This window comes from Aquimarina spongiae, assembly GCF_900141785.1.
Classification (GTDB): Bacteria; Bacteroidota; Bacteroidia; order Flavobacteriales; family Flavobacteriaceae; genus Aquimarina; species Aquimarina spongiae.
In genome coordinates this window covers 151,715-174,807 of record NZ_FQYP01000009.1, presented here as the reverse complement: position 1 = coordinate 174,807, position 23,093 = coordinate 151,715, and the positions used below count along the sequence as shown (strand labels likewise).

Here is a 23,093-nt window from a genome sequence, read left to right as displayed (position 1 = left end):
TTTAATAATGAAACATATGTCGATTAGAATTTTTGTGATAATTGTAATCACTATAATGGGTGTGTCTTGTAGTCCAGAAGATGGGGAGAATGGCGTAGATGGAATAGATGGTATCAACGGGACAGATGGCAGAAACGGCGCTGATGGAGGTTTAGGATACGTTGTGCTTTCTGGGGATATTACTGATGATGAAGCTAGTGTTATTGCCGCTGAAATTAGCGGAAGAAATACACATACTTTATTAATCAAAAATACGACCAACCTAACCACATTAGATTTGTCACAAATTTCAACTTTGGTACACTTAGAAGTTACAGATAATGAAAATTTACAAACATTATCGCTTCCTAATTTAGAATTTACGTATGAGCGCGTAATTATTAGTGAAAATCAATCCTTAGAACGTATTGATATTCCTAATTTAATAAACTCCTTTGGAAGCTTTTCCATTAATTCGAACGAAATGTTGAATATTGTTAATTTTGGAAATCTTACTAGGGTAGAAACGCTCATAATTCTTGAAAACCCATTATTACAAAATGTAGATCTACCGTCTTTGACTGATATTATAAATAGATTATCAATCTTAAATCTCGAAAGTCTAAACACATTGAATTTAAGCGCTTTACAATCTGTAAATGCGATAGAGATAAGAGAAAACGAAATGCTAACAACAATCGATATTCCAAATCTAACAACTCATGGAGCACTGGTATTTATAGAGAATTTAGCTCTGGAGACTATTAATTTACCTTCGTTAACCAATAGTACTTCGGTTCTTGGAAATACTCGCTTTGGTGACGGTGAAATACGTATTGATGGTCCTGGTATTTTGATAAGTAACAATAGCAGCCTTACAACCATTGATATTACAAGTTTAAGAAACCCTGGCAGCTTAGCTATTAGTAATAATGAAAACTTAACGCTAATAGATACAGACGGTATCACCTCTGCTGGAGATATCTCCTTTAGATCAAATCCAAAAATTACCGCTATTTCCTTTCCTGAATTAATAGATTGTACAAGAATATCAATTTCAGGAAATGAAGTTTTAACAAGTGTAGCATTTCCAAATTTAGAAGAAGGTAATCCTAGTATTAGTTTCTCAGACAACAATCTGGTAAACAATATTGCATTTCCTAAACTGATAAGTACCGATGAGATATCAATTTCTCAAAATACATTGCTAGAAAATGTTGAGTTCAATCTTTTAAGAAGTAATGAAGGATCTTTTTCTATAGGAGATAATCAAAGTTTGCAGACTACTTCTTTTCCAAACTTAGAAAATTCGCTATCAAGTTTTTCGATTTCTAATAATCCTGCCCTTACGACAATATCCTTTCCTATGTTAACGGTCATTGGTCGTGAAACTCGAGCTAATCTTAATATTTCTGACAACCTTCTTGTTACAAATCTTAATTTTCCCAACTTAACTACCCTATTTCTAGGTCTTACTATTACAGGTAACAGTGCTTTAACCGAAGTGACATTCCCCTTACTGACTACAATTGGTAATGAAAACGGCCCTAATTTCAGGATTATCGATAATGACCTGATTTCAAACATTTCGTTCCCAAATCTAGAAAGGGTAAATTCTATTAATTCTATGGATATTTCTGAAGACCAGTTGGAGACAGTCGATTTTGGTAAACTTACGACTTTTTCAGAATTAGATATAAATTCAACAATTCAGTTGACATCAATCAATCTTTCTTCTATTCAGGATTTTAGAACTTTAGATTTTGATAGTACAGGAGGATTATCTACAATGACTATCGATAATCTACTCACTCGACTAGTTAGTATTACTCCTGCAATTACTGAAAAAAGAATTTCTTTACGCGGTGTTCTTTCTACAGAGGCACAGGCACAGGTAGAAACCTTAAGAGCAAACGGCAATTCACTTACGATCAGAAATTAATTTCAAAAGTTGTTTAAAAAACCTATTGAATTCAATCAAAAAAATAAACCCATGAAACGTATAATTTACAAATTTTTTATAATCACTTTAGCTATGCTTTCTTTTTCATGCAGCGATGGTGAAAACGGTATTGATGGTACTAATGGTGAAGACGGTATTGATGGTATAGATGGCTTTGATGTTGGATTAGAATACGTTGTATTTGCTGGTGATATCACAAATGAAGAAGCTGCAGAAATTGCTCAACAAAATTTTGGCAAGAATACGCACTCTATTTTGGTAATTAATACTACAAATCTAACCGTTCTCGATCTTACAGAAGTATCTAACTTAATAAAGCTAGAAGTTACAGGTAACAAAAGTCTACAAAGTCTTTCTTTGCCCAATTTAGAGTCTATTATCGAAGACGTTTCTGTAGAAAATAATGAAACATTAACAACAATAAATTTTGAAAATTTATTAACTGTACCATCCATTATTTTTGAGAATAACGCTGTATTAAATACTATTAACTTAAATAATCTTATCAATTCAAATAGATTAGAACTTGATGAAAACGAATTGCTTGAAACTCTCAGTCTACCAGCTTTGAAGGAAATAGGAAGTCTTCGACTACGACCATCAAAAAATTTGACAACTCTTGATTTACCCAATTTAGAGGTATTACGCAGTCTATCTATTTCTGATACTAAATTATCCGAAATTAATCTTCCTAGCGTAGAAACTTTAAACTTCTTAACCATACAGGAAAATGAAGATTTACAAACTGTAACGATTCCCTTACTTGCCAATACCCAAGAAGATGGTGCTGGTATTACAATAAGAAGTAACATAGCTTTGCGTACCGTGAGTTTGGGATCTATCAATAAATTTGGACGATTACGTATTGAAAACAATGAAAATTTAACCCTTTTTGAAGCAAACTCTATTCAGGAGATTACAAATACTTTTAGCTTAAGAAATAACACCAATCTAACTTCCCTATCCTTTCCTGGATTGTTACGTATTTTATCTCTTGATATTAACGAAAGTAACTTAACGGAAATAAATTTTGATGTATTACAAGAAGCCACAAGAGTACAGATCCGAGAAAATGAAAATCTAAGTACCATTTCACTGCCAAGTCTAACATTTACTGAAGGTATTCAAATTTCGGAAAATAATGCTTTGACCAATATACGATTCGACGGACTACAAAATACCGATGCTTCAATTACTATTTCAGCAAACGAAAATTTAAACACTATTAGTTTTGCTAGCCTAGCTACATTAAATGGTAACTTAGGGATAATTAGTAATAATTCTTTAGAAAATATTCGGTTCCCACAGTTAACTTTGCTTGGAGTTTCTGACATCCGAACTGTTCTTACTATATCAAACAATAGTATGTTGAACAATATGGATTTCTCTAATCTTACCACCTTGAATTCTGGAGTTACTATAACAGGAAATGGTGCTATTACGTCTCTCGCATTTCCTAGTTTAACTACAGTTACCGGTTTCAATACTTCTACCGATATAAGAATAAATAGTAATCACTCGTTAACCAACATAGATTTTCAAAATCTTGAAATGATTACCAACATCAGACGTATAGTTATTACCGAAGAACTTTTGACAGATGTTAATTTTATGAATCTGGCTTCTTTTTCCGAATTAAATATTGATTCTAATAGCTTAATAACCTCTTTAGATTTATCTTCTGTTCAAGATTTTTCAAGTATGCGACTGGGTAATAGCGGTCGACTTTCCACAACAACAATTGATAGAATATTTGCAAGACTTGTAAATGTTACACCAGCATTAACCGGAAAAAGCATAACCGCGAGAGGAGAAGCTTCTACTCAAGCACTAGAACATGCCCAAACTCTTAGAGATAACGGAAATAACGTATCTCTTTCGAACTAAAATGAATCAATTTGACAAAAGAATTCTTGAAATAAAAATGAAAAAGATGCACTCAATAACTAATTGAATACAAAGATGAAATTGTAGTGATTAAAGGAAAATCTAGTATTCACAATTACAAGAAAGCATTGACCGATTAGAGGTATCTATGAAATTTTATAGCTCCTTTTTCAGCTAAAAATTGCCAAAATCTGCATTCACAAATAAAATGATTTGGCATAGTACATTGGATCCAAAAGTTTTAGTGAGTGACATTATTCAAATTCATATTTCACAAAACAACGTATTAAAAATCAAAGCTTTAAGTTTCATTTAAGAAGTAGTGCCAAATTATAATTTGAACCGTTTTTATTGAAATTCATAACTACATTGCCTTTTCTAACGCTCCAAACTAAACTCTTGATTTTTTTCATTTGGTAGTTGTTAGTGATTACAGTTTTGACATTAAAAAATCTTTACTCGTCAAAAACGCTTTCATACAAATCGAAAATACTCATGAAAATAATACTGCTTAAAACCTTCATATTATTTCTTGTAACGATATTTTGCTACGGATCTCCCGGAGATACGCTTTCGGTGAAAAAAAGTCAGTCAGCTAATTCAATAAATCCGAAAGAGTTTGTCACTTCATTCTTTCAATTTCCCGAGTTAGATAACAAATTCCCTTTTAACCATCAGGTGCATAGGTATGATGACCTAAGAAAGGAGATTTATGAAATGCCCGATACGGTTAATGATGCTAAATCAGAAGCTATTGAAGGCTTTAAAGAAATTGATAGCACAGGAAAATGGATATCGTCATTTGGGACAGAGGATATTCAAGTATTGCCCGTAGGAATCAAACATAAAATCAATGAAATAGAATATCAAATTGGTTTTATGAAAGCTAGTTTTACTAAAGATTATACTGAGTTATTAGTATTCGCCAAAGTTATTTTACCGCAAACTGATAAGGACGGATTACCGGTAGAGCTGTTTTTTGGAGCAAACAATGTAAAGCTTTCGCACAAAGGGGGTATATACGAAGGTGGTGATCTCGTTTTATTGGGAGATATGTTTATCCCATTTGGAGCTGGTAACTGGCTATTAATGCTTAAAGGAGGTTTTGATTATGAATCCAGTTCTGTAGAAAACCGAACTTATATCAAAATTAGCTGCGAAGGAGTAGAAGAAATGCAAATTGAAGGTGAAGTTCAATTTTCTCGAAATTTAGTGTTACCTCTAGACAAAAATGGAGATCTGGATACTAGAGAAACCATTCCATATGAGGGAGCGTTGAAAGAAACCATACAAGTTCCAAACAGAGTAAAAGGAGAATTTACAGCCCTAGCTACAGCTTGGAATGATTTTATTATTGAGGTTAACCTTACTCCATTTGTAATAGCTGATCAAACAGATAGATTTACTTTTTCTGCAAACAAAGCTATCCTGGATCTAAGTGATTTACGAACTGAGAATGTGATCTTTCCCCAACAATATATGGATAACGGTTGGTTAATTAATAAAAATGTTTGGAAAGGGATATATGTAGAATCACTAGAGGTTGGACTGCCCAAAGCATTTAAAAGTAGAAAAGAAGCAGGTAAAAAACGGGTATCTTTTGAAGCAGCAAATCTCTTGCTTGACAGTCATGGTGTTTCGGGACTCTTTTCTGTGAATAATCTTATCCCCCTAGATTCTGGAATTACATCTGAAACTGATGGATGGGCTTACTCTGTGGATAAAATGAGTATTGAGTTGGTATCAAATCAATTAACCGGAGCTGGATTCGAAGGACAATTAATTCTACCTATTTCTGGCAAGGAAACTAAAGAAATTCAGCAGGACAGTACCCAGAATACTAAAATAGGACTAAAATATAAAGGGCTTATCTCTGAAGAAGAATTCATGATGTCTGTAACAACAGGGAAAACAATTGACTTTGATCTATTTAGTGCTAAAGCAGAATTACTAGAAGACTCAAGGATTGAATTAGCCGTTGTAGATGAAGAATTCAAACCTAAGGCTGTTTTAAATGGAAGAATGGCCATCTCTGCTAGCCAGAAAAAATCTTTAGCCGATGAGGGTGAAAAAATCGAAGGAAGTAATGATGTTGTGAAATTCAAAGGGATTGAATTTAGAGGACTAACATTACAAACCGAGACACCTCTAATTTCGGTTGATTATTTTGGATATAAAGACAAAGTAGAGCTAGCTGGTTTTCCTGTTTCTATTAGCGATATCGAATTGAGTGCAAACGACAGTAATGCGCAGTTGGACTTTGACCTTATGATCAATCTAATGGGAGAATCTGATAAAGGTTTCTCTTCTTCAACACGTTTAGGAATCGTTGGTAAGAATAATAATTCAGAAGGAGTACAAAATTGGAAATACGATGGTATAACATATTCTGCCATTAAATTGGATGTTAATTTAGGTGCAGTAGCATTTGATGGCGAGCTATACATCAGAGATCAAGACAGTATTTATGGTAATGGTTTTTCGGGTGATGTAGAAGCTACATTTGGTGGTATTGGTCCAATTCGATCCACTGCTGTTTTCGGAAAAAAAGAATTTAGGTATTGGTATGTAGATGGAGCAATTCACGGTTTTAAAATACCAGTTGTGGCTCCCTTTGAAATTAATGGTTTTGCAGGAGGAGCATTCTATCGAATGACTAGAGGAGCCGGTACCGAAAAAGTATTTGCCCCTTCTGGATTATCGTATATCCCCAATGATACATCTGGACTTGGTGTTAAGGCTATGACTTTTGGATCTATTGCCGATCCAGGAACAGTGTCTATAGCAGCAGGTTTCGAAATCGAGTTTAATAAAAGGGGCGGTGTAAATAGATTAGGTTTTTACGGAGAAGCCCAACTGATGGATGATTTTGATTTTTCTAATCCCATGGGAAAACTTCAAGATAATTTAGCCAAAATTGTTGATTATGAGGTTATAAATCAAATAGAAGATCATAAAGTCACCAAAACTTTTTTTGATAAAGCTACCGAAGAATATCCTTCGAATACCAAAATAAGTGATGGAGCTATCAGTGGTTATATAGGGATTGAATTTGATTTCGCAAATGATGCCTTTCATGCTGTTACTGACTTGTATGTTAATATAGGAGATGTGTTACAAGGTAGAGGAACAGATGGAAGAGCCGGATGGGGTGAAATATATGTTGATAAAGAAGATTGGTATCTGTACCTGGGGACCCCTAAAGATCGCATAGGGCTCAAAATGGGTATTGGTCCTATCTCTGTCAAGGTAGGAGGATATTTTATGACAGGATCTAAAATCCCAGGAAGCCCTCCCCCACCCGCAGTCGTAGCAGAAATTCTTGGTGTCGAAGCCAGTTCGTTGGATTATATGCGAGATGAAAATGCTCTGGGAAAAGGACGCGGCTTTGCTTTTGGTTCAGATTTACATGTAGATACCGGAGATATTAGATTTCTAATGTTTTATGCTCGCTTACGAGCGGGAATAGGCTTTGATTTGATGATGAAAAACTATGGCGAAGCGCGTTGTTCAAATACTGGAAAAAAGGTAGGGATCAATGGATGGTATACCAATGGTCAGGCCTATGCATATTTGCAAGGAGAACTAGGCATTCGAGTAAAACTATTTTTCAAAAAGAAGAAAGTTCGGATTTTTAAAGGAGGAACTGCTGTATTGATGCAAGCAAAACTGCCAAACCCATTCTGGATGCGAGGATATATGTCTGGAGATTTTGATGTTCTAGGAGGATTAGTCAGTGGCCGTTTTAGGTTTAGAGTGACTATAGGTAAAAAATGTGATTTTGAGGATGAATCACCTATTGATGGTATCAAAATGATCACCGATGTTTCTCCAACTAAGGATGAACAAGAAGTAGATGTATTTACCTCTCCACAAGCCACATTTGCATTAAAAGTAAATCAACCAATTGTAATTCCTGAAGATGATGGAGATAAGACTTATAAAGTAATCCTAGAAAAGTTTACGGTTACAAATGAAGCCCAAGAGAAAATTGGGGGTACTCTAGATTGGGGGGCAGGTAGCGATCGCGTTACTTTTATTCCAGAAGATATATTTCCTCCAAACACAAAGCTAAAGGTTACTGTAGAAGTAAGTTTCCAAGAAAAAATCGGAGGTGTTTTCAAGCCAATAATGGAGAATGGTAAAAAAGCTTTAGAAACAGAAGAGCGCAACTTTACAACGGGAACAGCTCCTGATCATATCCCTCTACATAATATTCAATATTCATATCCAGTTGTAGATCAAAAACATTTTTACAAAAATGAATATGGAAAAGCATATATAAAATTAAAACAAGGTCAAGATTATCTTTTTGAAAATGAAAAATGGAAGAGTACCGTAAAGCTCACAAATCAACAAGGTAAAACCTTAAAAACAGACCCGTCTTATAATAATGCCACTAATGAGTTATATTATGATTTACCCAATATTGACACAGATGAACTTTATGAAATAGTAGTTGTAAGTTCCTCTAAATCCAACACTACCAGCAATCAAAATCAAACGGCTACAGAACAACAAAATTTTGAAGATGGGAACACTATAGAAATCCAAAGAAATACAGCTCAGAATGTTTTAAAAGAAGGTGAAATTGAACGATTGGCATATAGTTTTCAGTCCAGTAACTACAGAACTTTTGCAGATAAGATAAAAGATATTGATATCGAGGAGAATAATTGGGGTAAAATCTCATCAAATGTAATTTTTCTCTCTTCTAAAATCAATCCGCACGAAGGGTTTGATCTTGTAGAACTAAAAGGGACTAAATATACAGAAAACAAAGCATTGGTAACTGTTGAATCGGATCTGAAGGATGTTTATTTTAAAGAAGATATTGATCCTATTTTATATCAAAAATTTCCGTTAGGTGGTAAATATAGCATTAATAGAAATCCTGAAATTTTAGGTTTTCGACCTAAGAGAGCATTACCACTTCTGAGCAATTACGTAACCAGTCTCGAAAACAATACTAATCTTACTTGGTTAACTACGCGATTCCCTTATCGCTATAACCTTCCCGATGCTTACTATCAAGATTATATAAGTATTCGGGATAGGGTAATTAACGATTACGCCAATGGGCTATTAAATCGTAATGCACCAGAGCTTGCAATAATGACAGAGGATTACAAATTAATGTCTTTTGGCAAATATACCGTAAAGCTACAGTATATACTTCCCGGAGGCAAGTTAGGTAGTTCTTCAAATTATAAATTTAAAAATCCTCTTTCACTAAGACCATAGAAAAAAAATAAAAAATGTATCATATTAAAGGGGCTTTATCATCAAATTCATTAAAAAGATCTATCTGTCTTTTTATTCTGTTCGTAGTATCTCTTTCTGCATTCACTCAAAATGTAGGTCAAGACCCGACGATACAGGTAATAGCCCGTGTTCAAAACGAAAAAATTTTATTGAGATGGGCTCCTACATCACCTTCTGCTTGGATGAAAGCCAATACCTATGGATATCAGATTGAACGATATACTGTTTCAAGAAACGGAATATTAGTTTCGCCTCCTGAAAAAAAAATACTTACATCTGCCCCGTTAATTCCTGAGCCTTTAGAAGAATGGCAAACCCTAGCTGAAAACAACGACTATGCGGCAATTTTGGCACAGGCCTTATTTGGAGAAAATTTTGAGGTGGAAGGTATGGAAGATGAGGGCGCGATGGCTCAAATCATTAACAAATCCAAAGAAGCAGAACAACGATTTTCGTTTGCACTTTTTGCTGCCGACATGAATTTTGAAGGAGCAAAAATGGCAGCATTAGGTTATGAAGATAGATCAATCTCTGATAATGAAGAATATCTGTATAGAATATCCGCTGTTGTACCAGAAAACTTATTAAAAATACATTCGGGTTCGGTAGTTGTGAAATCTTTGCAGCCAGAACCCTTACCTGCCCCGATAGATCTTATAGCAATACCAGATGATAAAACGATCCTATTAACTTGGGAATACGAAATGTTCAAATCTTTATTTACAACGTATTATGTAGAAAAATCTGAAAATGGAATTGATTTTACTCAATTAGAAGACATTCCGCTGGTTAATCTAAGCAGAACATCTGAAAGTGAGAGACAAAGAATGCAATATGTTGATACTCTTTCTGTAAACAATAAAAAATATTACTACAGAGTGAAAGGTATTTCTCCTTTTGGAGAGGAGAGTTTACCCTCAGAGGTAGTTTCTGCAGAGGGAATCAAAAAATTGACCGCTATACCTCATATTGTAAACTATACATTAGAAGACATAAACACTGTACTGATCGAATGGGAGTTTCCAAAAGCAGTAGAAGGCAATATATTAAGGTTTGAATTGAATTGGTCTATGAATAAAAAAGGTCCTTATACAATTGTGGATAAGGACCTTTTGCCTAATTCCAGAAAAACCAGATATCAAAAGCTAGCACCTTCTAATTATTTCACGATCACTGCAATTGGAAAAAACAACCAAAAAAAAGAATCCCTATCAGCTTTTGTTCAAACTATAGATGAAACTCCTCCAACGCCCCCAATAGGTTTTGAAGGAACAATAGATTCCTTAGGTATTGTTACGTTGCAATGGCAACCAAATATGGAGAAAGATATTTTGGGATATCGGATTTTTAGAGGGAATTTGGCAAACGAAGAGGTTTCGCAAATCACCATTGCTCCTATAGAAAAAGCTGTTTTTCGGGATACGGTACAAATCAAATCGCTAAATAATGAGGTTTTCTATCAAGTTGTCGCAGTTGATAGACGTTTTAATATGTCTGACTATTCCGAAAAAATAAAACTTGAGAAACCGGATGTGATTCCTCCTTCTTCTCCAACATTTGTTGATTATAAAATAAATACTAATGGAGTCTATTTAGAATGGATTAGAAGCAGTAGTACAGATGTAGAATCACATCAATTATACAGGCAAAATACTGAAGAATCAGAAAAGGGATGGGAACTACTATTGACTACAAAAACCGAGACTTCGTTTACGGACACTACGCTTAAATCAAACACAAAATATAGGTATGCCATTTTTGCAAAAGATAATACAGGTCTAATCTCAGAAGCCTCAACTCCAGTTACTTTAGTCTTTAAAAATACTGTCCCTGATATGATAAAAGGGTTTTCTGTTATTGCAGACAGAACAAACAATAAAATCAACTTGAACTGGAGAAATACGTCAAAAGATATCGCCGAGATTTTGATCTACAAATCAAAAAAAGAAGAAGATCCAGTTTTATGGAAACAAGTTCTAGGATCGATCAACAAAATAGAAGATAGATCAGTTTCTCCCAATAACATTTATGTATATCATCTTAAGGCGATTACTACAAACGGTAGTCATTCAACTATAAAAACCAAGGAAATAGAATTTTAACTATGAAAGCAAATATGAAAAATGTAATCACGGTACTTTTTGTTTTATTCTCCTGTATTGTTTTTGCACAACAAACTAGCATAAAAATCACAAACTACGATTATGATGCCCGATGGGGAGATGGAAGATGTAGAGATAACATATATCTCACAGCTTATTTCAAAGGAGGAGGTTCACAAAGATTTTTGACAGACGGAAATGGTCGTGAAGGTCCGTTACCTGATAGAGAATTTATCTTAGACGGCATTGTAGAACGGATGGATATCTACATGTACGGGAAAGATAGAGTTAACTATGGTTTTTTTGGAACACGTTGCGTCGGTGGATCCAGAGGAGGTAGAGTACGAGAGACTTTTCGAAGAAACATAGATATGGATCCATGCACAACGGGTTCTTTCTATGCTAGAGAGCGAGATGGAAATATTTTTACTGGAAGTATGGAAGTTCAATTAACACTGTCTTTTGATTATGAGATTACTCCATTACCTGATGTTCAAAGAACATCTCCATCCGATATAGTAGGTTATGAAGATCCTTTTCAAGTATTAGCAAGTGAAGAATATAATAGTAGCGTTTACAATTGGCAATATACATTTTTGGATGGAACAACTCTAGAGCCCTGGCAGGATTTTCCAGGTTCATCTTCTAGCCCTGTATTAGATGTAGCACTAGAAAGTCTATTTGATGACTCTGTTATAGGCAAAGAAATCCTATTTAGAATAGAAGGGTGTGAATATATTGGTGATGGAGAGCAGCAAACTATAAACTATCAGATTAGAAAATCGGCACCTCACATCATTGATATATCCACGAAACCGGTAAGTTGTTATGATGCAACCGATGGAGAGGTTACACTAACTTTCGATAGGCCACTTATTGAAGGTGATTTATTCGGTTTTAGTATCTCTGATAACTCAAGTTCTGATGCAGAGATTGTAGCAAACGCTAATAACATTACAACCTTTCAAGAGGGAAACACATTAACGATAACGAACCTACCTCCAAGTTCTACAGATTTTTTGATCCAAGCTTTGGGCACTTATGAAGGAGCAACCTATTTTACCGGTGCACCAAACCATTCAGCAACCTTTGTTATTGACAGACCAGCACCTGTTGCTTTTATCGAAGCCCCTGCCGATAATGTCGTGAATGTATTTTGTTTTGGAGGACAAGACGGTTCGATTACTATAAATGCTACAGGTGGTATTGGAGGCTACGAATACCTAATCAAAACAGAAAACGAGACTTGGGAGGAGAACCAATGGTTGCCTTTTTCATCAGCGACATCCCACATTCTAGAAAATCTCTTCCCGGACACTTATGATATCAAGATACGTGATGGTAATGGGTGCGTAGCAAAGAGGCAAACAGTTATAGACGGAGAAATTGAACTCGGAGAAGAAATCGTACAACAAGTAGTAATAACTCAACCAGATGCCCCCTTATTTATTAGTACTGAAGTTTTAAACAATCCACTAGCATATAATTTTACAGATGGAAGAATTATTGCAACTATTACCGGGGGTACTTCTTTCGATAATAATTCTTATGAATTTGAGTGGCGAGATCAAAATAATAATATTGTAACAACTACAAATACTGTCTACAATGAAGGTCAGGGATATTTAGTAACGCTACATAGTGTTGGAGAGGGAGAATATACACTTACGGCAAGAGATGCTAATTATGCTGGCGCAACCAACAAAGAAGGTTGCACCATGACCAGTGAATCTGTTATTCTTACTCAACCACCACCTATAGAAATAAGCATTCAAACAACTCCTATTTCTTGTAATGCTTCAAATGCTTACAGTAATAACATAGATACTAATTTTGATGGCACCCCGGATCAATTTCAGGATGGAGTATTAACGGCTACCGTCACCGGAGGAGTTCCTTTTGACATTGATAACCCGGACTATAGCGAACCAGTGCCTACTAATCCCAATGGCGATCTACTCCCATATTTCTACCATTGGAGAATACAATCAAACGATGGGAGTTCGCAAGAGATATCTACGAATAACAATTATATTGATTTTTTGGATACGGCAACATACTACTCGCTCAATGTAACCGATAAAAATGGAATAACCCTAGGAACATATTCTACTCTGATTGAAGCAGATGGTTCTTTAAGCTACCAAATTGCTCAACCTAATGATGTGACTTCATATCTGCCTCAACCAGAACAATTAACTGTAGATTTTCTCAAAAATGATGTTACCTGTTCTAGAGGAAACGATGCAAGCCTGGAGGCTTTGGTAACTGGTGGTGTCCCGCCTTACTCCTACGAATGGAGTAATGGAGGAACTACGCAAAACATAGACAATCTGATAGCAGGAACTTATATTGTTTTCGTTGTTGATGCTAACGGATGCCAGGTTGAGGGCACAATTACTGTTGAACAGCCCAATACAATTACCATTGAGCCTGTAGCTGTAGAATCTCCAACTTGTGCTGAAGGCAATGATGGTCAAATCGACCTAAACATCACAGGAGGTCAAGCACCGTATACCTATTTATGGAATACGGGAAGCACATCTAATAGTTTACAAAATTTATCAGCCGGCATTTATAGGATTGAAATTACAGATGCTACAGGATGTAAGGCATTTTATGAAACTACTCTAGAAAATCCGGAACCACTGCTTATAGATATGGTTGAACGGAGATCTTTATGCAATGATCAATCCTTAGAACTAGATGTTAGCATTGATGATTCCAATGCGACTTATTCCTGGACCAGCACAAATGGTTTTACAAGCTCTGAAAGTATAGTAAATCTAACACATACAGGGACCTATACCGCTACTGTCACTAATGGATCCGGATGTGTGGGAGTAGGACAAGTGAACATAGAAACTTTTGACAGACCGATCGATTCTAATTTTTACATCACTACGCAGGCATATACCAACGAAGACGTGATCCTAATTAACGTAAGTAATCCCATTGGCGAAACTGTGGACTGGAACGTTCCAGAAGGAGTAGAAATTATCTCACAATCAAATGAAGAATTAGTTGTAAGATTTGAGCAAGAGGGTGCATATGATATTAACATGAGGTCCTACCAGGGAGATTGTTTTTTGGACTTCGAAAAAACCATTTTGGTACAACCCGCCATAGACGCCCCACAGGTTACAAATACAAATCTAAGAGGATTTATCGAAGAGTTTATTTTATATCCGAACCCAAGTGCAGGAGATTTCAATGCAAAAATCAGTTTGAAAGAAACTTCTAATATCAAGATAAAAATCATTGACCTTGTGTCTGGAGCTACTATGAACGAACGTAGTGAAAGTAATAATCAAGAATTTCTACTTGACTATTCTCTATCCATGTCCACAGGGGTTTACTTAATGCTTCTTGAAACTCCTTATGGTTCTGAAACTCGAAAATTAATCGTTCAATAGGAGCATATGAGAACAATCGCGTATATAACAATTTTGGTTCTTTTTTGGGGATGTGTAAAAGAAGAAGCTATTCCCGTTATAGTCGATTTTGATTTAGAAGTATTTAATGATGACTTTTCTGTTCCTGTACAAATAGTTTTTTTCAACAGAACAAATGGAGCAGAAAACTATGAGTGGAGATTTACAGGAGGATCTCCTTCAAGATCAATAAATAGGAATCCAGGAGTAATAGTATATGAAACTCCAGGTGTTTATTACATAGAATTAATAGGGACAAACCAAGACGGTTCTCGGGATGCCAAAATTATTGAAATAAGAATAGATGATCCAGTCGAGGTAGATTTTGAAATTCAAGAAACGACCGATAACTTTTCTCCTGCTTCCTATACGTTTGTGAACAGGTCTGCAGGCGCTACCTCATATTTATGGCTGTTTGAAGGAGGAACTCCTTCAGAATCCACAGAAAGGGATCCGGAAGAAGTAGTTTTTACAGAACCTGGCGAACATTCAATTACCTTAACTATAACCAATGGTAGAGAAACTTATGAACTTCAGAAAACAATTACAGTAGCTCCATTGTTATTTGCGGACTTTACCTATCAACCTGCTTTCGAAGATGATGATTATCAAGTTCCCGTTCAAATTGAGTTAGAAAATAATTCAATAAGTGCTACTTCATTTCAATGGAGTTTCAGCAATGCAACTCCTCAAACCTCTAATGATGAGAATCCTGAAGTAGTTTTTGACCAACCTGGTATGCAGACAATAACACTAACAGCCTCGAACAGCAAAAACATCGAAGTAATAACAAAAACCATAGAAGTATTCCTCAATACCAACTTGCGAGTGTTTAACGATGTTAGGCTTGGCATCAATACCGCTCATACATCAAATACTGTAGGAAGTTTTTTCAGCATCTCGAATCGACTTGTTTATACAAGCGACGAAATTACTAACGAAGTTGAAAGAAGTATTGACTTGGTCTTCTTTGGATTGAATGAAGGATTTACAAGAAATAGATTCGTGAGTCCAGATCAGTTATCAGAAACCACATTTGAACCCTTTCAAAACGGTAAGCGTACAAGAGTTATTAACTCGCAAGAACTCTGTAATTGTACGGCATCACTTTCAGTAGAACAATTTGATGAAATACAAGACGACACTCAACTTAGAAATCTTGTAATCACCGAAACACCCGGTGGATTACAAAGTTTCGATAATCAAGAAGTCCCACGCATAGTTCTTTTTCAAACACAAGAAGGTAGAAAAGGCGCGATAAAAATAAAGCAATTCGTTCTAGATGGGCAAAATTCATACATCATTGTTGATATAAAAGTACAAAAGCAAGGTGTTTAGAACTGTAATCTAGAATATAAAGTACATGGAGATGAGATCATACACAAATCAACTGCTATTTTTTTTACTCTGTATCCCTATTTGGATACATGCACAGGTGTTTCCTGTCCAAGTAAGTCCCCAGCTTATTCCTCCTTACAGCTTAAATCTTTCAGAGTATGCGACCTCTGGAAGTGAAAAGCTAATTCTTAATTTGTTGTTTACCGATATTAACGAATCCAATGTACAAGTAAGGATAAAATTCTTTTTAGAAAATAATGCTGGACTTTCTGTTCAAAACAATGATGTTTTGGTAGGTGCAAATCCTATTTTCTTGGATGGAGGTGTTCCTCTACGATTAACAAACTTAGATCTACAAGCCAATTTTTCATTTCAGAATCTTTTGGGAATATCTCCTCAACAATATGCTAATCCTCTACCAGAAGGCTTGTATCAATTCTGCTTTGAAGTATTTGATGTTTTTTCAGGAAGACGAATTTCTCGTAAAACTTGTGTACCAGTTTATCTGGTGTTAAATGATCCTCCTTTTCTGAACATTCCCAATCGAGGAGAACAAGTATTATATAAAGAACCACAAAATATTATTTTTCAATGGACACCCAGAAACCTTAATGCCACAAATGTTTCTTATGAATTTACATTAGCAGAGTTGTGGGATACTCAAATGGACCCACAGGCCGCGTTTCTTGCCAGCAGACCATTGTATCAAACCACTACCTTTGCAACCACTTTATTATATGGACCCGCAGAGCCTCCTTTGTTGCCAGACAAAATGTATGGTTGGAGAGTTAGAGCTATTGTTGATGACGGAATTAGCGAGACTTCTGTTTTTAAAAATGACGGATTTAGTGAGATTCATCACTTTCTATATACAGGGATCTGTGCAGAGCCTGCGGCAATTTTGGCAGAAGCAAAAAACCCAACAACCGAAAAAATATACTGGCAGGGTATTGATCATAAGTTATATGATATTCAGTATCGAAAAAAGAATGGAAATACCAGTACTTGGTTTAATGCTGGCACTCAGAATCAATACACTACCATTTATAACCTAGAGCCTGGTACAACGTATGAGTTTAGAGTTGGAGGTCAATGCTTACAAGATGGTCCACTTACCTACTCTCAGGTTTATGAATTTACAACTACCCTTCCCGGTTCTGAAAATGAAACGGTATATAATTGCGGTATCACTCCCGAAATAGAAATTACAAATCAAGAATCTATTCAACAATTGGTTATTAATGAAACTTTTACGGCAGGAGATTTTCCTGTCACCATAAAAGCTATCACAGAAGGGAATACAACCTACACTACAACTATCCCTAAAGAGCCTGATGAAGATGAAAACCCAACAGAAATTGAAAATGAAAACCAAGGGTTAGCACAAGAAAAAACATTTTCGGGGTGGGGATACATCGTAGTACCATACTTAAACGACACGAGAATTAAAGTAAGTTTCAATAACATAAAAATCAATACAGATTATCAACTGATTGATGGTAAAGTAGAAACTGACTATGATCAAAAATGGGGAGGTTTGGCCTCTGTAAATGAAATATTAGATGTTTTTGAAGGAGATAATGATTTACGTAATATCAATCTAGATTATGATATCACCATAGAGCATATAAGTATTGCAGACGATGGTAGTATTGTGATTACTAACCCTACCAGTGGTGCAACTATAGAATATCCTGGAGGAGATGATGTGACCATTATGGATACTAATCCCGATGGCTCCAGAGATATTTTTCATGTAGATGCTGACGGAAATATCAGGGAAGGTGGACAAATGGCTCCGGGTGGTCCAATAAACACTCAAAATACTGATGGTGTAAATAGTAGCGGAGAAGTTACTGAACTCACCGCTCAAGGCATTAAAGTAGAATTCTTGGAGTACAATGACTACTCCTTTGGATTTGATAGAATACCAACCGGTCAGGAATCTAAGTTAGGACCCCATTACAAGCAAATTAAAGATGTTCAAGGAAACGCCTACAATATCATCAATAAATCCGTGGGGAATGGAGATACCGATATCATACGCGCAAAAGTTACCATTACTGATCCCGATCTTAAGATTAGTGATTTGGTAATAAAAACCGTCCATGGAGAAAAGATAGATTATGAAATCTATCAAGATAATATCATCACACTTCAAATAAAGGGATACTACACTTTTGAGCATGAAAACATTTATGCTACGATACAGCCAAAAAACAACAATGATCAACAGAAAATTGCGGGAGTATTCTCGCAGTGGCACTTAGCTAATAAAAATGTTAATATCACTGTTATACCCGTTAACGGAGCCAACTTGCCTGCCTCAGATGTTTTGGGGTTGCAACTCAACAAAATATATAAACAAGCTTCGGTTACGTTTAACCTTAATATTGCCGGAAACATAAATATTGATAAAACTGAGATTGGTGTTGGCGAAACTGGAAATCTTTCTAATTATACAAGCGATCAGAAAACACTTATCAATCAATTTAAAGCAAGTCGCCTTGTAGATCGTAAATCGTATTATGTTTTTGTTTTTGGTAATGACATACGCCCTAGCCGATCCAGCGTTGCTGGATTTATGCCGCTAAAACGACAATTTGGTTTTGTGTTTTCTAACAACCTCTCCCAACAAGAAGAAGGAAAATCTTCGTTGGCAGGAACGTTGGCGCATGAATTGGGACATGGTGCATTTGCATTACAACACCCTTTTAAAAAATTAGGTACTACCCCGGGAGGTACCGATTGGTTAATGGATTACGGAAGTGGATTAAGACTTTCGCATTTTGATTGGTCACAAATCCATAATCCTGAATTTCGACTGTACTTATTTCAAGATGAAGAAGATGCTGCTTTGACGGTTTCAGTACTAGCTCCAAACGGATATCCTATCACCTATCAAGGAGAGGGTGGTATTGTTTTTACAGAAGAAATTCCAACCTATAGTAATGGAGCCGCTTTTGCCATTTTTGAAAATGATAGATTGTACACTTGGGATCCAGGCAGAGGAGATTATTTTTTCGAAGATATTAGAAACTCTAATATAGTTGAAGCATCAAATACTGGAATTATACAATTGTATTGGCATAAAGGTAGTTGCGAGGATAATGAGATTTATCAGACCTCATTCACAAACATTAGACAAAACTATTTAAACAATAACCAGATTCAACTAAACTTGAATGTTTCAAAAAACAGCTTACCTCAAGGAATATCCTTTGTAGGTAAAGCAGGTTGTTCAGCTGATGACTGCGGTAATATTGCGATACCCGAGGTGTTTTTGTTAAAAGATCTGGCCAAGGAGATTAGCATTTCTAAAAATATGGAGTTGGTCTCAAATCTTGATATGATAGAATATATTAATAATCTCAATCAATGCGCATTAAAAGAATTGACATACGAAGAAGTATCTAAATTACTTACCATCGCTATGCTACAAAGTGATTTTGGTACACCGCAGCAAACAGAAAGGGCTATTATGAAATTAATGCAATTAATCCCTTTGGATCAAGAGAGGGTTTTAATGCGTCAACTTCTAGAAATTAATAATGGTTTACCTATTGGTAATACGATTGCAAGAACTGTTAATGAGAGGTTCCCCGAAATTTCAGAAAATAAAGATGGTGTTTTTATCTATCGCTTATCAGAAATGATTTCTTCTTTGTCAAATGATGAAAAGTGGAAAATATTCAATCTAATTATAAAATATAAATTCGATTCATTAGAAGGAATTGTTCTAGAATCTTTAAATAATGGTTTGACTTCTTTAAGTGAACAGACTGATTATCAAAAGGCACAAATCCCTGGAGTTTTAAGTCTGTTTGTGGAAATGCTAAAAGATCCAAACATAACCTCAGCTATTAATGATTTTAAGTTGGTTTATGATATTGCAGAGTTAAAACTTCAACATCGAGAACAGTTTATTGCATTTACAATTTCGGATCATTTGATTCTTGATTTTAATCACAATCACCCTAGACAAACTCCGATTACCCCCAATACTCCAATGAAAAGAGTATTCCAAATAACACCTAGACAATTCTCCTGGATAGTACCGATTTTTAATATCAGGCAAGCCCAGAACCGATTTGTACTTGAAGGCGGTCAGTATAGAATTGTCGATAATTATCTCGAAGAATATGTGCATTGGTATCAATACTTAAGAGATAATAATTGGGATAAGACCAATTTTGAAAGAAATCCCACAGATTTTTTAAAAGCTTTCTATGATGAATTTATTGAGTATCTAGAATTAAGTAACGAAAACAATGCTGCCTTTTGGAATAGAATAGGCACCGTGACTTGCGACAATATTACAGAGGTAATCCGCCATATTAATGAAAAAGAAAATGCAGAAACACTTAGGAACTTGAATTTGGAAACCAGGGCTTCATTTTTAGAAAGTTTCTTTAATCCAGATTGCAGTTATACTTCAACAATTGCTACTGACAACCAATCTCATACTATACCAGCATCTGTAAGTAGTGTTACTAAAGTACTTAATAGTTATACCAAAAATGATAGATCTATTTTGAGTACTATTGAAGACATAGGTTTGAAAAACATTGAAAGAAGGTTTTTCTTTGATCGCGACTTTAATATGTTTTGTCTTTGGTTAGGTACACAGATTATGGTTACAGGCCAAGGAAACATTGTACAACTACCTAGTGGAGCTTTTGACATTAAAGATATTCCCTCGATTGATCCTTCCCAAATGCTTCAATTGGAAGCCGACATTTTTCAATTTGAAAACTTTAGCGCTCAACTCGAACAAAATCAAGTAGTTGTTTCTGAGATGATCGATCACGGTGGTAGATCTAGAGTACCACAAATAAGAAAAGATGTTTATAATTATGATGATCTGGTCTTAGTTTATGTAAGTGGTAGTTTTAACTTTTTAGGTAAACCCCTCAAGAAAGGAGAGGTTTTGTTGCTTCCAGCCATTCAGGCTTACGCCATGAGCGAAACCAATCAAACCACAGTTGGATGGAACACATTTATGTTGGCTCTTGATGTAGCATCTGTGGTTGTTCCTGTTGTTGGTGGTACCGCAAAAATATTTCGTTTATCTGGGCACTATGCGGCCAAAACTATACTGGCCAGTGATATTGCTGCTTCAAGTGCAAGTGCAGTAGTTACTGCCTTAAATGCAGATGCTATAGATCCGGATTTACGTTTCAAAATTCAAATGACCGCTCTGGTCACTTCATTACCCGCATTTTTTGTCAATGCTCCTAATCGTGCAGATCTCGATGCATTAAGGCGAAATTTGGATAATGAAATAAATGGTCTGGATATACCTTCTAACATGAAGACTGATTTACGAAGTTCTTACGGAGGAAGCAGCGTAATTAATCAAACACCCGCGCAGAAAATGCGCAATAGCTTACCTACTGATGAACTAAGAAGAATTTTTGATGAAGATTTTCAGAATATCGATCGATTAGATGATTTAGGAGATGAATTCTTTGAAGGCTGGTTAAAGTTTAGAACAAATAATCCAACCCAAGGCCGTTGCAATTAAAATAAACCAATTATGTGGAATAAAATAAAAATATACAGTGCTCTATTTCTGGTCCTGTTTAGTATCAATACAAATCTTGGTCAGGATAGTTGTTGGTTTTCTGATTTAGCAACGATCTTACAAGCTCCAGGAAATCCCGAATTCAAAAGGTTTATAGGCAGTCATGAGGATGGCTTTATGAAGTTTAGAGCCTTGCATGAAGTGGTAGGGTCGACAACCGCTCGCACCAACAATAATGTTCTCAGATTTTATGCTAATGTCGCCGACGAGGTAAGGGATAAAATGACCAACTTTACCCATCGTCAGGTCGTAGGTTTTGCCAATGATTTTGGGTATACTTCAAATAGTACTGTAAGAAATCTAGATGCACAGTTCGTCGATAGTTGGAGAGTATTGGACGAAGCTGGAGTTGATGAGGCTGTAAGAGGAAATATTAATGAAATACAACTTGTTTCTAGGCACTATGATGAAATTATTAATTACCGCGGAGGTTATAATGCATGGAAAAGTGATAATCTTACAGATTCTTTCTTTAGAAATGTTGATGAATTTGCATCTACAATTGACGGAGGAGCTAGTCAAGACGTCTTAAATAGAGCTTTTGACCTGTATAAACAACGTAATTGGATTGAGTTAGAAAACCTATTTAATAGGTATGGTTTAAATGATAGTTGGCCTCCGGCTAGAGGTGGATTCAATATTGTTGATAATGTGAGGATAAGGAAGAATCAAAAGTTTGATCGCTATGGAGGGGGACGTGGTTTTGACAGTAACGGCAATCCAATCTTGACGGGTGAATTTACAAGCCCAATAATTAACAATAGCCCTTATAGTTTTCCTCAAAGAGCTTTGCGAGATGAACAAAATAAATATGATTATTATTATGAAATAGAAGTCCTTAGAGATTTACCTTTCGGTTCTCAAAATGCCGATGTAATTCCATGGTTTGGCCAACCTGGTCTAGGACGACAAGCAATGTGGAAAATACCAATTGATCCTAACACAGGATATCCAAAGACCTGGAACAGATTGGCGGAAGAAGGATATGTTAAAATAACCATCATAAGTTCTCCTAGCGGAAAATTTTCGGATAAAGTTGGTAATGTAATACAAGACTAGTTATGAAAAGAATAGAAGAAAAAATACACTCAATTAAACCGGTATCTTACGGAAAAGATAAATTTATAAATAAAGAATTAGAGCCTAGTGCAAAAACATTTTACGTCTGCAGAAATTGCAAAACTGAAAATGAAATAGAAATTGAACCTTATAAAACTGGATTTCCTTTCTTTGAAATCTACAGAAATAAATTGATTGACGAATCGATAATATTGGATTCTGGCATGGCATCTAAATCAATAAGGCAATCAGAATACCTAGGAGAATATTTAGTCCTTAATTTACCTACACTTTACTTCAAAACTTCTTGTAAAAATTGTAATAGTGATCATATGGTTGTTTTTGGTTGTGGAGAAAGTCAACCTGGTAAACAAATCTGTAAAATTTCGGGGGTATGGAATATACCAGAAACTACTAAATTACTTTAGTTCTTCGATTCCTCAAACCACTCTTTTATCATTTAGGAAAGTATAATTGTT

The 23,093-nt window shown here is 35.5% G+C and carries 9 protein-coding genes; all 9 read left to right on the top strand.

Features of this window, described 5'->3' with window-relative positions:
• The first annotated feature begins 16 nt into the window (after window positions 1-16).
• The 9 genes from BUE24_RS19685 to BUE24_RS19645 all read left to right on the top strand — a co-directional run bounded on the left by BUE24_RS19685 (window position 17) and on the right by BUE24_RS19645 (window position 23,042).
• Window positions 17-1,921, top strand: a complete 1,905-nt coding sequence (locus BUE24_RS19685; protein ID WP_073320039.1) for a leucine-rich repeat protein — start codon at window positions 17-19, stop codon at window positions 1,919-1,921.
• A 51-nt stretch (window positions 1,922-1,972) separates the two neighbouring features.
• A complete protein-coding gene (locus tag BUE24_RS19680; protein ID WP_139242061.1) occupies window positions 1,973-3,829 on the top strand; it encodes a hypothetical protein in 1,857 nt (618 codons plus the stop codon).
• Between the two features lie 495 nt (window positions 3,830-4,324).
• Window positions 4,325-9,073, top strand: a complete 4,749-nt coding sequence (locus tag BUE24_RS19675; protein ID WP_084549624.1) for a hypothetical protein — start codon at window positions 4,325-4,327, stop codon at window positions 9,071-9,073.
• Window positions 9,074-9,087: 14 nt separating this feature from the next.
• Complete coding sequence (locus tag BUE24_RS19670; protein ID WP_073320033.1) at window positions 9,088-11,196, top strand: fibronectin type III domain-containing protein; 2,109 nt, start codon at window positions 9,088-9,090, stop codon at window positions 11,194-11,196.
• 2 nt (window positions 11,197-11,198) lie between these two features.
• A complete protein-coding gene (locus BUE24_RS19665; RefSeq protein WP_073320028.1) occupies window positions 11,199-14,612 on the top strand; it encodes a T9SS type A sorting domain-containing protein in 3,414 nt (1,137 codons plus the stop codon).
• Between the two features lie 6 nt (window positions 14,613-14,618).
• Window positions 14,619-15,968 carry a PKD domain-containing protein gene (locus BUE24_RS19660; protein ID WP_073320025.1) on the top strand — a complete coding sequence of 450 codons (1,350 nt, stop codon included), beginning with the start codon at window positions 14,619-14,621 and terminating at the stop codon, window positions 15,966-15,968.
• A gap of 31 nt (window positions 15,969-15,999) precedes the next feature.
• The gene (locus BUE24_RS19655) at window positions 16,000-21,495 is read left to right on the top strand and encodes a fibronectin type III domain-containing protein (RefSeq protein ID WP_073320022.1); all 5,496 of its coding nucleotides are present in this window, start codon (window positions 16,000-16,002) and stop codon (window positions 21,493-21,495) included.
• A 12-nt stretch (window positions 21,496-21,507) separates the two neighbouring features.
• Window positions 21,508-22,614 (top strand): glycohydrolase toxin TNT-related protein, encoded by a 1,107-nt coding sequence (locus BUE24_RS19650; protein WP_073320019.1) that lies wholly within the window; start codon window positions 21,508-21,510, stop codon window positions 22,612-22,614.
• Between the two features lie 2 nt (window positions 22,615-22,616).
• Complete coding sequence (locus BUE24_RS19645; protein WP_073320016.1) at window positions 22,617-23,042, top strand: hypothetical protein; 426 nt, start codon at window positions 22,617-22,619, stop codon at window positions 23,040-23,042.
• Window positions 23,043-23,093: the final 51 nt, after the last annotated feature.